Origin of the sequence: Leptolyngbya sp. FACHB-541 (genome assembly GCF_014695875.1) — a bacterium.
Taxonomy (GTDB): domain Bacteria; phylum Cyanobacteriota; class Cyanobacteriia; order Elainellales; family Elainellaceae; genus JAAUTN01.
The window spans coordinates 113,718-129,820 of sequence record NZ_JACJPC010000119.1 but is presented as its reverse complement, the minus strand read 5'-3'; the positions used below and the strand labels follow the sequence as shown (position 1 = coordinate 129,820).

Annotated in this window: 13 protein-coding genes; 5 read left to right on the top strand and 8 right to left on the bottom strand. The window is 45.6% G+C overall.

The window, feature by feature from the left end:
• Positions 1-247: 247 nt before the first annotated feature.
• The 8 genes from H6G00_RS26685 to H6G00_RS26650 form a co-directional block, all read right to left on the bottom strand.
• Positions 248-952, bottom strand: coding sequence for a hypothetical protein (locus H6G00_RS26685; RefSeq protein ID WP_190799046.1), 705 nt, complete (start codon positions 950-952; stop codon positions 248-250).
• A gap of 64 nt (positions 953-1,016) precedes the next feature.
• Positions 1,017-1,925, bottom strand: a complete 909-nt coding sequence (locus H6G00_RS26680) for a hypothetical protein (RefSeq protein WP_190799045.1) — start codon at positions 1,923-1,925, stop codon at positions 1,017-1,019.
• Positions 1,926-1,996: 71 nt separating this feature from the next.
• A complete protein-coding gene (locus H6G00_RS26675; RefSeq protein WP_190799044.1) occupies positions 1,997-2,881 on the bottom strand; it encodes a hypothetical protein in 885 nt (294 codons plus the stop codon).
• Positions 2,882-2,962: 81 nt separating this feature from the next.
• A complete protein-coding gene (locus H6G00_RS26670) occupies positions 2,963-3,883 on the bottom strand; it encodes a hypothetical protein (protein WP_190799043.1) in 921 nt (306 codons plus the stop codon).
• Between the two features lie 365 nt (positions 3,884-4,248).
• A complete protein-coding gene (locus H6G00_RS26665) occupies positions 4,249-5,091 on the bottom strand; it encodes a hypothetical protein (protein ID WP_190799042.1) in 843 nt (280 codons plus the stop codon).
• Between the two features lie 34 nt (positions 5,092-5,125).
• Positions 5,126-6,109, bottom strand: a complete 984-nt coding sequence (locus H6G00_RS26660) for a hypothetical protein (RefSeq protein ID WP_190799041.1) — start codon at positions 6,107-6,109, stop codon at positions 5,126-5,128.
• Between the two features lie 48 nt (positions 6,110-6,157).
• A complete protein-coding gene (locus tag H6G00_RS26655) occupies positions 6,158-7,045 on the bottom strand; it encodes a hypothetical protein (RefSeq protein WP_190799040.1) in 888 nt (295 codons plus the stop codon).
• Between the two features lie 39 nt (positions 7,046-7,084).
• Positions 7,085-7,372: a hypothetical protein gene (locus H6G00_RS26650; RefSeq protein WP_190799039.1), complete on the bottom strand. Its 288-nt coding sequence runs from the start codon at positions 7,370-7,372 to the stop codon at positions 7,085-7,087.
• Between the two features lie 265 nt (positions 7,373-7,637).
• On the opposite strand from H6G00_RS26650, the gene H6G00_RS26645 reads away from it, so the two are divergent.
• Genes H6G00_RS26645 through H6G00_RS26625 form a run of 5 tightly spaced genes read left to right on the top strand, consistent with a single transcriptional unit; the run spans position 7,638 to position 15,893 of the window.
• Positions 7,638-9,875, top strand: a complete 2,238-nt coding sequence (locus H6G00_RS26645) for a protein kinase (protein WP_190799038.1) — start codon at positions 7,638-7,640, stop codon at positions 9,873-9,875.
• 29 nt (positions 9,876-9,904) lie between these two features.
• Positions 9,905-12,139: an FHA domain-containing protein gene (locus H6G00_RS26640; RefSeq protein WP_190799037.1), complete on the top strand. Its 2,235-nt coding sequence runs from the start codon at positions 9,905-9,907 to the stop codon at positions 12,137-12,139.
• 14 nt (positions 12,140-12,153) lie between these two features.
• Positions 12,154-12,522, top strand: a complete 369-nt coding sequence (locus tag H6G00_RS26635) for a DUF1822 family protein (protein WP_347278230.1) — start codon at positions 12,154-12,156, stop codon at positions 12,520-12,522.
• Between the two features lie 21 nt (positions 12,523-12,543).
• On the top strand, positions 12,544-14,742 hold the full coding sequence (locus H6G00_RS26630; protein ID WP_190799035.1) for a CHAT domain-containing protein: 2,199 nt from the start codon (positions 12,544-12,546) through the stop codon (positions 14,740-14,742).
• A 20-nt stretch (positions 14,743-14,762) separates the two neighbouring features.
• On the top strand, positions 14,763-15,893 hold the full coding sequence (locus H6G00_RS26625; protein ID WP_190799034.1) for a WD40 repeat domain-containing protein: 1,131 nt from the start codon (positions 14,763-14,765) through the stop codon (positions 15,891-15,893).
• The last annotated feature ends 210 nt before the right edge of the window (positions 15,894-16,103 follow it).

The following is a 16,103-nucleotide window of genomic DNA, read 5'->3' as shown; positions in this document are numbered from 1 at the left end:
TGTTTGGTATTGATACAAACTCTGATGCATTAGGCTTTAAACAGCTCAGCAAACACTTGAATATTGAATTCACAACTGTTTAGCGTAAGCTGTATCTTACGCTAGGATCTTAAATCTTAAGAGCGATCGCTATTGAGTCAGTAAATCTGGCACCCCGCTTGTGCATCTGGATACAAAGTCATTCGTTGATGAATACGGGCGATCGCTCTTTGCCCATCCTATACTTCTGCCAAAGCTTGAGTGCTGCTTAGCCGTAGGCAGAGGCTATCAATCTGTTGCTTTGAGCAAGAAACTTGTTGTTGACAATGTCTTGATAGGTGTCTACATCGTCTTCCCAATTCTCAATGATTTCAGATAATGTTTGTCCTCTTTCCGCTTCAGGAATTTTAGACAAATCGCGATGAAAATTAGCGGCAAACAGAAGTACCGGAATGTGTTCGGTTTTCGAAAGCTCTAACTCTGTGTTTCGCACGGTTAGAGTGAATACTCCTCCTTCAAGTTTGTAGACGAAATTTGAAATCATCTGCACAAGGTTTTGGTCGGATGTGTGAGGGCGATCGCCACTAAGAAGTATTTCCTGAAGATAATTTCTTGCTGTGTCCTGATCATCAAATATAGTGTGTCCTTCCAGATTAAGCCCTACTGCCTGATAGTTTTCCTGTGGCAGCCTCTCAACATACCTGTAAACTACATCAGGAACTTCTAACTCATTGAGGTTCTTTTCTCTAACGTCTTCAAAGAAGGCGATCGCATTACCTCGGTGGGCGATGTACACTCCATTTTGAAAGACCGTTAAAGCAACACCATCTATATAAGTTGGAGGCTGAGCCAAGTCCCAGTAGTAAGGAATAATTCCTTTAACTTTGAGGAATTCAGGATTCAGCAGTATCGGGTTATGTTTCTCTACCACTAGAACAAGCTCAAATTGGCGCGTATCAACAGTTCTGTTCATGGTTTTTCACCTATTTCTAACATTTGCGAAAAATGCCTAATCGCTTACTCACTTTTTGAGCAATCTAGAAAAGTCCACCTAAAAATCCACCTGCTTCCTCACCAGCCATACCCCCTACAACTCCACCAATAATTCCACCAACAACAGTACCAACACCAGGGAATATCGCAGTACCAATCGCGGCTCCTGCTGTTGCACCAGCCCAACCTCCTGCGGCTCCACCTGCCATCTCGCCTACGGTCTCTCTAAAGCTATCTCCCATTCTTCCACCATCAGATTCAAAAGCTTCACTAAGAGTGTAAACGCCAAGTAAGCGTCCCGCAGGTCCCAAAACTCTACTTGCTTGACGAAGCCCCTGAGAAGAATCGCTATCAGCGATATCTCCAGCTTGTACTATAGGAGGTTCTGGAAGAAGAGCAAAATGTGAAAGTTTAGGATTATTGTTATGTCCTTTAACAGGATGGTTGGAATCACCTGCACGAAAGTCCAACATGTCCTCTGGTGATACTCTCTCTACATACGTACCGTTCGCTACATCTCCTGTTCCCCATCTTCCACCTCCTGTAGGGCCGTTGTACACTCGTGCATCTGAATAACCATTTTCATCCGTCATAATCCGTATGCTTGTATCAAGGTCAGGATTTGTCCAAACCACACGCTGCCTACGGTTATCACCTCCGCGTACATCATGCCCGTGTACATCATGCCAGCCAGAAGCTATTAATCTTGATTCCAACTCAGTTTTGGTTATGCGATTTCCGACTACTCGTGGAGCATCTCTTTTAGAAACATCCCTACTCAGTACTGATTCTATTTCTCCTCGACTTGAGAATTGACGAGCGATCGCACCCAGAGCATCTTTAGCATTCCTGATTTGAGCCGAAGTTTCTCCCGCTCCCGCGGCTAATTGTCTAGCTCTCTCAATGTTGGCTTTAGCTTGATTTATACGAGCAGTTAGGTCAGCGTCACTCATAACTTATATACCCTCAACACGTTAATCTGTCACGTCGCGTTCATCCATACCTGCTTTGATTTGTTAACAATCTAAATTGCCTCCAAAGCGTCTCTAGATTCCGTGAGCACTTCTATCGCCTTTTGGTAGCTCTGATTGCTGAGATCAACGCCCTCTACCAAAGCTTCTGTAGCATCTACAACACTGGTTTTTGCTGTCTCAATTGCCCCTTCCAACTGGGTCATCACCTCGTCAAGTTTGGTAGCGCTGCCCTCAAGCTCAGTAAACAACTCACCTTGTGATGTGCTAACTTCTTCCATTAAGCCTTGGATAGACTCTTCCATACCGTTTGAAACGGTTTGAATAGAAGTGCTGAAGTGTTCAATCACGGTAGTGAAGTGTTCGGAGAGGGATTGCGCTCCGCCTTCGATGGTAGGTATAGCTTGATCGGTGATGGTAGATTCTAGTCCGTCTACTTGAGCTTCTAACCCTGACTTAAAGGCAGTGAGTTCACCGCTGAAACCATTGAGTTCTTCGATCGCCAGTCCAATTGCCTCTCCAACTTCAGTACCAATTTCCTTCTCGCCGAGACTGTTCAGAGCTTCCTCAGCTTCGGTGATATCGCTTTCCATATCCAGTTCAGCTAACCTATCGTCAATGGTGGCGATCGCCCCTTTCGTTGCCTCTAATTCCTGGGTTAACTCACTTTGAGTTGTGTCGATGGTCTGCTTTAACTGAGTAATTACCTGGGTGACAGTCTCTACTTCGGCAGCAAGTTCTGTCTTACCTTCATTTACCTGTTCGATCAGAGATTGGGCGCGATCGCTTAGCGTTTCCCAAGCCTCATCAACCGCTTGACGGATTCGCGTGAGTTCAGTTTTAACATCGGTGAGTTTGGTCTGGGTCGTTTCTGTCGCATCGGACAGGGTCGAGAGTTTGCTAACGGTTTCACCAGCCAGGGTTTGTAAGTCGCTCATGAGTTTTCTCCTTGGTTAGATTGATTGACGCAGTGCTATTGGTTTAAGCAATAAATTGTGTAGGAGCAGTTTGTATGTTCTTTATCCCCAAGGAATGCCCAGCTTATCTGCCGCATCTTGAGCGCTGGTGACGCCCTGACGCAGGGGTTCAATCAACTCTCGTAGCTGATCGACTAAACCGCTCAGCTCTTCTCGTTCGGTGGAAATATTGCCCTCAGTGCCAGACAATTCTGAACCCGTTTCTTGAACGGCGCTGACTACTTTCTCCAGGGCATCTTCAATGTTGGTTCCTAAAGTATCAACCGATTCTTTAGCTGTCTCCAGCAGGGAATCAATTTCGGTTTGGACGGTACTATCTTGCAGGGTAGTCAACTCGGTGCTTAACTCATCCAAATTGGAGAACTCATCTACTACTTCCTGCACTTCGGTATCAACTTCTCCGTTGGCTTCCTCCAGCGCATCGGTGGCTTGAGAGATATCTTCAGCGATCGCAGTAGTTGCTGTCTCAACTGCTTGTTGAGCTGTATCTACACTTTCCTCAACGGCATCTACCACCTGATCAAGCTGTTGCTGTCCACTCTGAATGATGCCCTGACCCTCATTTAAGGTGTTGAGAGCAGTTTCACCCGCAGTTGAGAGGGATGATAATCCTTCCTCCAGACTAGTATTCAGTTCGGTGAGTTTGGTCTGGGCTTCTTGCAGTTCAGTTTCGAGTTCAGTGCGATCGCTCATCACCTCACTTTGCAAATTCTCAAACTCACTGCCCAAGTCAGAGATGCTTTCAGTTAGTTCTGTCTGATGCTCCGCTACTTCTGTTTGCAGCTCATCCAAGCTGGTTTCGATCTGATCAATCAGTCCGCTAAGCTCCTCCTGCATTCCGCTCAAGCTTTCTTCAAATGTATTGATTTCTTCCTGAACTGCGCTTGCTTCTTCGGTGAGAAGTCGTAATTTTTCGGGTAAATCTGTCGCCAATTGTTCCAAAGAACTGGTTGCTTCACTCATGGTGATTACCTCTAATAAATGGTAAGAATGCTGAACTTGAAATTTCCAAGGTTCGAGCTTGAAACCCGAAGATTGTTGCTTTGAACTCGATGATTGATGTTTTGGGAAGAAAATTTTGAGTTGCGATCTAGATCGCTTCTGTTCTGAGCGCGAAGTTTCGACCTTCGAAGGGAAAATTTGCTGTTCTGAACTCCAAACTTTTATCTTTGAGCGGTAAGTTTCCTACTCTGGGGTTAAGTTGTCGTGTTTTGAACTCATCAATTCCCGCTTAAAACTAATGCCACATATTCGGTAGCTTGGGTGAAGCGATAGCGGAACTCAATCAATCAAAGCTTAGTCTAAATCATGCATCAGCCCAAACTTCATTAAGCGTTGGATGCATTCTCATCCTTGATAGATAGCCCAAACAAGTTTGCGACAGATTCAGTGAGATTTACCTCCGGCAAGACTGCATCACTGATTAAACTTCCGTTAATGCCTCCACTTAAACTTCCGTTAATGCCCCCACTCAAAACTGCCCGCAGTGGGTCTTCTGTTTTAGCGTCTAGCGAAAAAAAGGCATAATCTCCGCCAAAACCATATTCTCTAAATCCATCGCTGTCGGCATCACCCCAATGCCCACGAACTGCTGCCCCTACGCCGTAGCTTAAACCTCTTCGTATTGTTTCGTCCGTATCTATTTCTGCACTGCTAGTTCCCTCAGTAATCGCCACTTCTGCAGCGACTGCCGTGGCTCCAAACGAGAATCCATCATTCCCGGCACTCGCTTCTGCAGTAGCGGTCCCTAAGCCTAGCTCAACTGCTAAAACATTTTCTTCTGGCAGATCAAAACCATTAGCCAGATCCAATTTAGTTCTGATACCGCGGGCATTCGCTACCAATCCTCCACGAGTATTGCCGTTGGCATCTTCCCAAAGCCCACGTTTAACTTCGAAGGTGAGAGTGTCAATCTCTGGAAATAACTCTCCGCCCCGGAAAGAAGTTGCGCCGAACGAGATCCTTGTGCCTCTTACATCTGTTTCTACATTGAAGTAAAAATCTTTGACATCAAGGCGATTTCCCCCTACTTGTCCCTCTCCGCGCCCTGCCATTCCTTCTCGGATTGAGCTTCCGTTTCCTCTTAAGCCTGAGAGAGAGTTTTGGCTCTCCTGGATACGGGCTTTTGAATCTTCAATTCGGGCAACTAAGCTGTCAATTGATTCAACCACTTCACAATTCCGCTAGTAATTTTTATTGGGATTTCTAAGCCAGCATTTCTTCAACCATTGTGTTGGCAGCGACCATCACATTTGCAGCAGTCACAACTTCTTGAGTCAGTGGATCAAGTTCACTCATAACGGATAGGGCATCTTCCATTTCGCCTCTAGTTTCTTCCGTTTCACCTTCGATGTCTTCAACGGCTCCACCTGTGACTTCTTCCGTCGCTTCGCCAACTGCTGCTTTGTGAGTGTTTTCGCACTCATCTGCGAGGGCTGAAATTGTCTCAGTGACATCTTGCTCATACTGCTCAACCATCTCACTCACATCGGTGCTGAAGGTTTGAAACATCTCTTGGAGGCTAGTTTCGCAGTCGTTACTAGCGGTGGTAATTGCTTCAGAGTGAGTACTTCGCAGCTCTTCGCTGAGTTCGTCAAAGTTAGTTTCAATTGCTTCCCGGTGAGTGTTTTGCAGTTCTCCAACTAATTCATCAATGTCGGTTTCGATTTCTGAGAATTTATCTACCTGGCTTTCTGCCTCAGTGATAGTTTGCCCCAAGGTTTCAAAGGCTTCCTGGGTGGTTTGAATTGCCTCTGTCAGGCTATCCTCAAGCTGAGTTACTGCCCCTTCAAAAGTGCCTAATACCTGTTGGGTTTCGGTCATTTCTGTCTCAAACTCAGCAATAGTGGTCGTGAGTTGTTCAAATTCTCCCTGCATCTCGGTGATGGTGCCGTTTGCCTCTTCGAGTTCGGTGGAAATGTCAGCGATCGCCCCTTCCAACTCATCTAGAGCAGTCGTGATTTCTGTCTCTGCCGTTTCCAATTGTGTATTTGCATCGGATAGGCTTTGCTCCAACGCTTCTAGCTGTGTATCTAGTTCATCCCCTTGGCGTAATTCTTCTGTTTCAGTTTCTAATTCTGTGGCAAGTTCTCGAAAGTCTCCGCAAGCTTGCTCTAGTGTAGTGAGCAGTCGTTCCAGTGCATCTGAAGTTTCTTCAACATTAGTAGTGAATTCAACGGTTTCAGCCATGATGAGTTTTCCTGATTAACAACGGGTGGACAATTTTTTGCAGAAATCTTAGCCGAGTGTCTCTTGCACATTTTCGAGGGTAGGCATCATCTCCTGGATGATTGCCACTACATCACCACACTTGTCGATAATGTCGCCAAAGCGCTCGTTCATTTCCTCACAGTCGGTTACGGCTTCTTCCCCAACGGCTGCAACTGCTTCGACGAGTTCTTGGGCTGATGTAGTGATTCCTTCACCGATTTCATTGAACTTCTCTTGAATAGTTGTGAAGGCATCACTGGCAGCCGTTTCTAACGCCACATCTAATTCGCCTAGTTCGGTGTTACTGGTTTCAATCAGATGCTCAAAATCTGCTTGCAGTGCTTCCAGTTTTTCTCCAATTAATTCCATCAGGGATGTGAACTCATCATTGAGTTTAGTTTGGCTTTGGGTAAACTCACCACGAGCTGACACGACGGATTCTTTCATTCCGTCAATCTCTGCTACGGCTTCATCTTCTAGCGTGTCTACCTCAGAGCTAAATTCTTCTGCCTGAGTGGTCACTGTGTCGAGATTCTGCTGAATTTCGGTCGCTTTGGTTTCGATTTCTCCCATCATTTCTTCGGCACTGCTTTGCAGATCGCCAAGCTGTCCGCGAATCATTTCGGCAAATTCGGTGAGTTGGGTTTCAATTCCCTGAACGGCTTCCTGAATCGGACTGAGGCTATCCCTTGCCGTTTGGATCTCGGTGCCCAACTGTTGTTCTAGCGTTTCCAGGCGTTGGCTGAGGGTTTCAAAGCTAGAGAGTGTTTCCTGTTCTTTGGACGCTAAATTTTCGCTCAGAGTATTGATTAACTCTTCCAGTTCATTCACTTCCTCAAGAGCGCGATCGCCTTCGCCAGAAAGCTCTCGCATCTTCTCAATATTCTGATCAATTAAATCGGTGATATCTGACATCGTTGTCTCCTTTTGTATTTCTGCAAATGGTTACTGTGTTCAATTGAGCTGTTGCAGGAACAGCCACATTCCCATCACGACTCCCACGGGACCGATTGTGGTGTAACAAAGCGCATCAACAAATCGCGGTTTATTCCAATGATTGGTTTGAACTTGAGCAATTTCCTGAGAACGCAGCCAGGTATCTACTTCTGTGCGGGCAAAGTTAGGGTTAGATATCATCTGCCAGCTATACCAGAGTCCCCAAACTCCTGCTAGCAGCGGAGCTAGCCAAAAGAGTTGGAAGAATAGTACTGTTACGACGGTCAAAACCAGAGAAGACTTCATCACTCATCTCCTACAAAACTTTCAACTCGGTAGCTTGACTTCTCCTGGAGCAGTTCTTTGCAAGGCGATCGCTTAACCTTCTATTTGTTTCTCTGTTGCCGAGATGCCAGGATTCTGCAACTTGTTACAAAAGTACATATTTGATTTATGGATCAGTGAGCAAGCTTTAAATTTCTGTTCTTGACTGAAAATATTGGATGGTTTGCATAAAACGCAATTTTTCCAAACGAGAACTAGATAGAGAACTGCGTCTGGAATATGTTTTATGCCTACTCATGTTGACATTTCCGAAAATCTATCCGTTTCAATTCAACCTGTTGTCCTGGATCAACTGTTAGACGGACGATATCAAGTGATTGGTAAACTTGGCAGAGGTGGCTTTGGAGAAACTTACATTGCTCAAGACACTCGCCGTCCTGGACATCCCAAATGTGTAGTCAAACACCTCAAACCGTTAGCAACAGCCGAACTTGATAGCTTAGATGATATCAGGCGCTTATTCAGCAAGGAGGCGGAAACCCTCGAAAAGCTGGGACATCATAACCAGATTCCTCGGTTGTTGGCACACTTTGAGAAAGACCGAGAGTTTTACCTGGTACAAGAGTTCATTGAAGGGCACCCGCTTAGTCAGGAACTGTTGATTGAAGATGGATCTAGCTCTGAAGCAACTACACCACTGCACAAGGAACCTCAGGAAAGGGGCGATCGCTGGTCTGAGTCTCAAGTTATTCAGCTTTTAGAAGAAGTTCTAGATATTCTGGCATTCGTTCATGAGCATGGCATCATTCATCGAGACATTAAGCCAGAGAATATTATTCGTCGCCAACAGGACCAACGGCTAGTTCTAATTGACTTTGGTGCCGTCAAACACCTACAGAATACATCTGCGAAATCTTCTGAAAATATAGCTCGACAAAGTGATGTAACGGTTGCAATCAACAGTGCAGGGTACACCCCAATAGAGCAAATTCGAGGCAGACCTTGCCTAAATAGTGACATTTACGCTCTTGGTATGATTTGCATCCAGGCATTAACAGGGCTTCATCCCCGCAGCTTTGAGGAAAGCCTGCATGTTGCGGAGGTGCTTTGGACACAGCAGGCTCAAGTGAGTCCTGAACTGGTGGCTATATTAACTACTGTGACCCGGTACAACTGGAAAGATCGCTATCAAACCGCAACGGAAGTCTTACAAGATCTGCAACAACTCGCTCCTTCTGTACCAGAAGTTGCTCCCACTGCTCCAGCACTGTCACCAGCAGCAAATCCCATCTACACACCTACTCAGGTAAGACCTGCTCTAACTCAACCTGAGGCTTCCTCTCAACCTTTACCAGATCTGTTTCCCCCTAGTGAGTCATTGAGAACAAATCGACCGACACGGGAGACGGAGCGATCGCTCACACCAACTCAGAACTCAGAAGCTGAGCAAAATAGCCTTAATCAACGATTGCGTCAGCTCAAAGTTTTGCTCAAGCCTAAAATGATATCCCGGTTGACGGGTATAGGGCTGATGCTGATCGGGGCAACCATTTTTGTGGGCTATCTGTCTGGATCGGGTTCCTCCCGAAACACACAATCAACCGAGTTGTTAGAACGACAGGATGAGCAGTTAATCACGACCCTTACAGGACACTCCTCAATGGTTACAGCGATCGCCTTCAACGCAGATGGAAAAACTATCGCAAGTGCCAGTACAGACAAAACTATCAAAGTTTGGGATATCACATTGGGACATGCGATTCAAACTTTAACAGAGGGCTCAGGGGAAAGTCCGGCGATCGCCACCAGTATGGATGGGAAACTCCTGGCTAGCAGCAGCATGGGCAACACCATCAAAGTGTGGAATCTGGATACTGGAGAACTGTTGCATACGTTGAGAGGGCACACCTGGACGATTTCAGCGATCGCCATGAGTCCAGATGGTCAAACTTTAGTGAGTAGCAGCGAAGACAACACCATCAAAATTTGGAACCTGGAAACGGGTGAACTCGTGAAAGATCTCACAGGGCATACCGCCCCTACTACCTCAATGGATATCAGTGCAGATGGCTGGTTGCTGGTTGGAGGTAGCGCAGACAATACTGTGAAGGTGTGGAGCTTACCTACAGGAGAACTTCTGAATCAGTTTAGGGGGCACTCAGCAGAAGTTCATGCCGTTGCTATCAGCCCCAATGGCGCAACGTTGGTTAGCGGCAGTGCAGATAACACAATTAAAGTTTGGAATTTACACAGTGGAGCGTTAATTAACACTCTATCTGGACACTTAGATGAAGTCTACACGGTTGCGGTTAGTCCCGATAGTCAAACGCTAGTCAGCGGCAGCGCAGACAATAGGGTGAAGCTTTGGAATTTATACACAGGTGAACCGCTCTACACCTTTAGAGGGCACACCAGTGAAGTTCACTCGGTGTCGATTAGCCCAGACGGGCAAACGATCGCCAGTGGAAGCTGGGATAGAACAATCAAACTTTGGCGGATGCCTCAGGCTCACTCACTTCCGTAGCGAATTTAGTAATCGATGGAATAGAAGTTATGTCAGTTAAATCTGAGAAATTGGTCAAGAGCATTCAGGAAATCCAGCAGTTTATTGCTGCCAGAAGCCAACAGCCTGGAATCCAGCAGCACAGTAACTTTGAAGCGATCGCTCAAACATTAGAGAAGAGTGTTGCTTCCCTCAAAGAGGGGAAATTAACCCTGCAAATTGTGAGCCACAATCCAAACTCAGCAAAAGCGCTATATGACCTTTTGAGGAACCGTGAACTATCAGCAGCTTATCAGTTTAAGGTTACACCGCTAACCGATGACTTGCAGCTGACTCAATCCGAACCCACAGCGGCTCTGATTCTACAAACGGATGCCTCGCCACAGCGCTATCAACTTTCTGCAACAGACAAATTGGCAATTGGACGACACCCTGAATGCCAGATTCTAATTCCTGACCCCTACGTGTCGGTTTCTGGATACCACGCTAACATCCAGCCCTGTGTAGAGGCTAACTCTAATTCAGCTTACGTCAGTTGGCAAATCTGTGACTTGAGCAGAAACGGCACCTACATTAACGAACAGCAGGTGCAGGGCTGTCAGATTTTGATAGAGGGCGATCGCATCACCTTAGGCGCTCCAACCTCTACTGAAACTAGTCCAGAGTTGCTCTTTGAATATCAATCCATCACGGATTCTAGCAGCCAGCAATTCGATACTTTAGTTACAGAGTGCGATGTGTTGTGTTGGGTGATAAATCCCCAGCCACCTCTAACTGCTGCCGAGCAACAATTGCTTGAAAAGATTCGCGCCGCTCGATTTACTAATCTTTTGGTCATAGCGGAATTATCAGATTCGTTTAATCAGCCCGAAGCTGCTAAATTACACCAGTCCAGAATGAATGCTTGGCTCCAAACATCTCCTCTAGATGTCTTTTGCTTTCCACTGTGCAATTCTTACATTGGAGCATCAGCGGCTCAACTCAGTGTTAATTTTCAACATGAATCAGACAAATTCTTCAAACTATTGGAGTCACTGGTCAAACGTAAGCCCGAAGATATTTTGACCAAACGTCTAACTGCTCAAGTATTGGCTCAATTGCATCTGGTTGAACAGTTGATTGACCTGGACGAAAGAAAACTGGCAAGGGAAACCGAACGGGATGAAGCAAAATTAAAAGAACCAGGACAAAACCAAATCAGAGAAAAAGTTGACACAATTCTAAAGCAAATTCAGGATGACAAAGCAATATTCTTCAAACAGACAAAGGATAAGCTGAAACAGTCAAAGGTTGATTTGCTGGATGATTATCTCGAAAATAGCATCTCCTGCAAAATTCGCCGATTTCTCGATCAGCTAAAACCAAATGTTGTGAAGTATCGAGGTCGCAAATATATTCAGCTGCGGTTTTCTACGATTGAAGTGGTTGAATCTAAAAGAGCTAAACGTAAACCATTAAAACCAGAAACCGTTGAAGAAAAAACAATTGATGCCAATACGGCTCTCATGAATTTTTGTCGCTCTGAACTGAGCTGGTGGTCCGATGAACAGTGGGAAATACTTTGTTTATGTCCTCAAAGTAGTTTGAGGGAACTTCTGCAGAGAGCTTATGAAATGCTCCACTCAATTCCTTCCGTCAACTTAAACCGCTCTCTCTTTCAACCGGAGCAGAGCATTGACAACCGAGCTGTTTTCGAGGAAGCATTCGCAATGCCTTTAAGCGAGAGCCGCTATCAGGAAGCCTCTCCAATAGTTTATATGCTCAAAAAAATTAGAGGACAATGGATGCAGTTCATATTCATGTTTAGCTTCTTTAGTGTGCTGGGCATTGCAGGCAGAAGGCAGATTATGCAACACATCTCAGCGCCCATCGTCAATGCATTCAAAGCTTCTCCTTACATCTCAACTATTGTGTTACTTGTGATTCTCTATTTTCTGTTCAGGTCTCTCATTCGTCTCTATCGAGAAGACCGAGACTTAGAGCGAGAAAAGGAGGCTGAAAAGATTAGAAATAATCTGCGTAGCTATTATCAAGCGCTTGCAAAAAATCGTCTAGTCGAAAGACTCGTGCAAAATCTAACTACAGCGCTGGAAGTTGAAGAACAGCGCGTAGAAAAAATTCTTCAAGCTGCCAAGCACCAAACTACTCGGATCACGACAGAAACAGAAAGCAATCAAGCTCCAATTAGAAAACGCATCTTAAAGCACGAGGTTTTGCAGAAGGAGCTAAGAAGCGATCGCGATAAGTTACAAAAGCTGAGGAGGGTTCTAGAGGTAAAATCTTAGCGAACAGGAATTAAATTAAACTGATTTTTAGTGTCCGGACTGACCCTCAACCGAGTGGGCCAACTGTAAAACGCGCCAAGCTATTTGATGTAGAGTTTCAATTGGGGAGACAACCCCCAGTCTTACTAATGGCGATTACACCAGAAACTGAGCAGAAAGTAGGCGTTTTAGTCCAATTGCACCCTGCGAACGGAGAAACTTACCTGCCAACTAACTTTCAACTATCTTTGCTTACAGAAACAGGAGAGATTTTACAAACGGTGCAATCCCGCAGTCAAGATAACTACATTCAACTAAAGCGATTTCGCGGTTTAGTTGGAGAACGGTTTAATCTTCAATTAAGGTTAGGGAGCACCAGCATCAAAGAGTCTTTTACAATTTGACTAAAAGCAGTCAAGATCGTAATGAGTCAGCTAGTAGTTTTAAGTTTAGGAACAGGCGATCTACACAGCGGCTTTCCGGTTGTGACGGCTCACCTTTGGGAGTGCCCCGAACTCCCTCCAGTAAAGTTTATTGGTAGCCTACCTGCCGCACCGCAAATTTCAGTAACTTATCGCTCCTGGCAGTTGCTGTATCATGCGCTCTGCCATCGCTTAGACTTGTCTGCTCGCATCGAAGTTGAAGCATCTGATATCACCAATGTATCTGCGGTTGAGTTTAGTGAACTGTGTGAGCAGTTGGTTGACCAAATCAATGTTTGGCTAAACTCGGAGCCATTTCGTAACATCGATCAGCAACTACGGACGAACTTGAATGCCTCAGACGAAATTCGAGTGTTGATCGAAACCAATGACCCTCTACTACGAAGACTTCCATGGCATGTTTGGAGTTTTTTTGAACACTACCCTAAGGCAGAGATTGCTCTCAGCGCTTCAGAATATCAGCGATCGCAGAGTTCATCCCTTAGAAATAACCAGGATAAAGTTAGGATCCTAGCAATCTTAGGCAACAGCCAGGGCATCAATCTAAACCAGGATCGAGCATTTCTAGAACAGTTGTCAGACCAAGCAGAAATTGAGTTTTTAGTAGAGCCGCAGCGAAAACAATTAAATGAGCGATTGTGGCAGGGGTGGGATGTATTATTTTTTGCAGGACATAGTTCTAGTCAGGAAAAAGGACTAATTCAGATCAACCCGACTGATAGTCTGACGCTTGACCAGTTAAAGTATGCCCTCAAGCAAGCGATCGCTCAAGGATTGAAGCTGGCAGTTTTTAACTCCTGTGATGGCTTGGGTTTGGTGCAGCAATTAGCAGACTTGCACATTCCTCAAATGATTGCAATGCGAGAGCCTGTCCCAGATCTGGTTGCTCAGGAATTTCTCAAGCACTTTCTGAAAGCTTTTGTGCAGGGTGAAACGCTTTACCTAGCAGTGCGCCAAGCGCGAGAACAGCTACAAGGTTTAGAAGATCACTTTCCCTGCGCAACCTGGTTGCCTGTGATTTACCAAAATCCAGCCGAGCAACCTTTGAGATGGAAAAACCTGAGTCATCAAAACCACAAGGTTACTCAAGATAAATTAACTCACTTTCAGCGTCAAGCTCCCTGGCTATTGGTTGGTTCAGGAGTGGCGATTGTGTTAGCGCTAATGAGTGAAATAAATGGATTCAGTTCCTTGTTTCCAACGGTCTCCTCTATAGAGCAACAAGCAGCGCGATCGCCCAAACTGCCCGAGCTGTCAATAGCACACACCTTCCCTGGACACAAAGAAGCTGTTTGGTCAGTTGCAATCAGTCCAGGTGGACAAACGTTTGCCAGTGGAAGTGAAGACTCAACCATCAAACTATGGCACTTAAAAACAGGTGAATTGATTCGGACTCTGGCAGGGGATTCAGGTGCAGTTCGCTCAGTTGCAATTAGTCCAGATGGACAAACCTTAGTGAGTGGACAGAGTGACAACACCGTTCATATTTGGAATATCAAAACCGGTAAACTCAAGCAAACTTTGAGAGGACACCTAGCACCTGTTTGGGCTGTGGCTATTAGCTCAGATGGACAAACTCTAGCAACAGGTAGCTATGACGGCACGATTAAACTGTGGAATCTAAATACAGGTGAACTTAATCAAACTCTAGCAGGACATAGCGGCCCAGTGTGGTCGATCTCGATGAGTCCGGATGGCAACAGTTTTGCCAGTGCCAGCAGTGACAAAACTGTCAAAATCTGGAACTTACAGACGGGTGAACTGCTTCGTCCACCGCTTATCGGTCACTCCGATGCAGTCAGGACGGTTGTGATTGGTTCTGACAATCAAACGCTCGTGAGCGGCAGTTGGGACAGGACAATCAAAATTTGGAATCTGCATACAGGAGAACTGGGTCGAACTTTGTCTGGGCATGAAAACCGGATAACAGCTCTTGCTCTCAGCCCCAACAACCAAACTATTGCCAGTGGTAGCGTTGATCAAACCATCATGCTTTGGAACTTAGGCACTGGAGAATCTCTAACCACGCTCTCTCCGCATTCAGATTGGATTCTCTCCCTCGCGATTAGCCCTGATGGTCAAGCTCTACTCAGTGGTAGTAGAGACAGAAACATTTTTCGGTTTGATGGACTACAGTCCCAAAATTGGTCTGCGTTCCTGACTCGCCATAATCGTTTTTAGCCCTACTTGAGGTTTAAGTAATGCAACGTAAATCTCTAGATATAAAACCTTTGTGGCTGATCGCAATGGGCTTTAGTGTAAGTCTAGTGTTGTTTGGGTTGTTGTATGGATTGAGGCGATCGCAAGCCCTGCAATTACGACAAGAGCTTAAGCAATTAGCAGCACAGAGAAACTATGAGGAATGTATTTCTACTGCACAAACTGCTTTTGATCATGCAAACCGCGCAAATTTTGATGCAGAACTTGAAAGCCTCTTGCAGCAGTGTGAAGCGGGTGCAAACTGGCAAAATGTTCAAATTCGAACGCTTTTAGGACGGGCGGGCTGGCTATGGTCTGTTGCCATCAGTCCAGATCAGCAAACTCTAGTAAACGGCAGCGAAAACGGATTAATTCAACTCTGGAACTTAGCTTCTGGCGAGTTGAATCAAACTATTTCGGGTCACTCAGGTCGAGTTTTGGCAGTTGCAATAAGTCCTGATGGACAAACGATCGCTAGCGGTAGTAGCGATCAAACCATTAAACTTTGGAGTCTAGATGGAAAACAGCTAAATAAGTTGACTGGGCACACAGAAGCTGTGAGAACCCTTGCTATCAGTACTGATGGGCAAACGCTCGTGAGTGGCAGTTGGGATAATACTGTGAAAGTTTGGAATCTGACTACGGGACAGCTTATTCACACACTTTCTGGACATGAAAAGGGGGTTTATTCCGTTGCCATAAGCCCTGATGGACAAACGATCGCCAGTAGCAGTCACGATACAACTATTAAACTGTGGAACCTCAATACTGGAGAGCTGCTTCGTACTCTCACTGGCAATCTGCGGCAGGTAAGAGCACTGACGATCAGCCCCGATGGGCAAACGCTTGCTAGTGGTGGAGGTGATATTAAGCTGTGGAATATCGAAACAGGAGAGCTAATTCGCACTTTCTCTGGACACACAAATTTAGTGTTGGCGATCGCCTTTAGCCCCGATGGGCAGATGCTTGCCAGCAGTAGTAGAGACATTAAGCTTTGGAATCTGCAAACTGGAAAGCTGATCAATACTTTCTCTGAACATTCAGGAGACGTAAGCTCAATAGCATTTAGCCCGGATGGAAGAACTTTAGTGAGTGGTAGTAAGGATGAGACCATTCACATCTTGCAGCGATGATTCAACCCAACTTTGGAGAATTTTGGAGCTAAGAAGCGATCGCGACAAGCCCCAAAAACTTAAAAGCGCCTTGATCCAAGATCTGTCTTAAGTCGCAATTTACAGGATGAGATGATTAAGAACATTTGTTCATCTCAGGTAGGATGAGCGGTAGGAGGAAGCAGTACCAAAATCTCTTCAACAACCCGGCAAAATTTGCATAAAACTGGG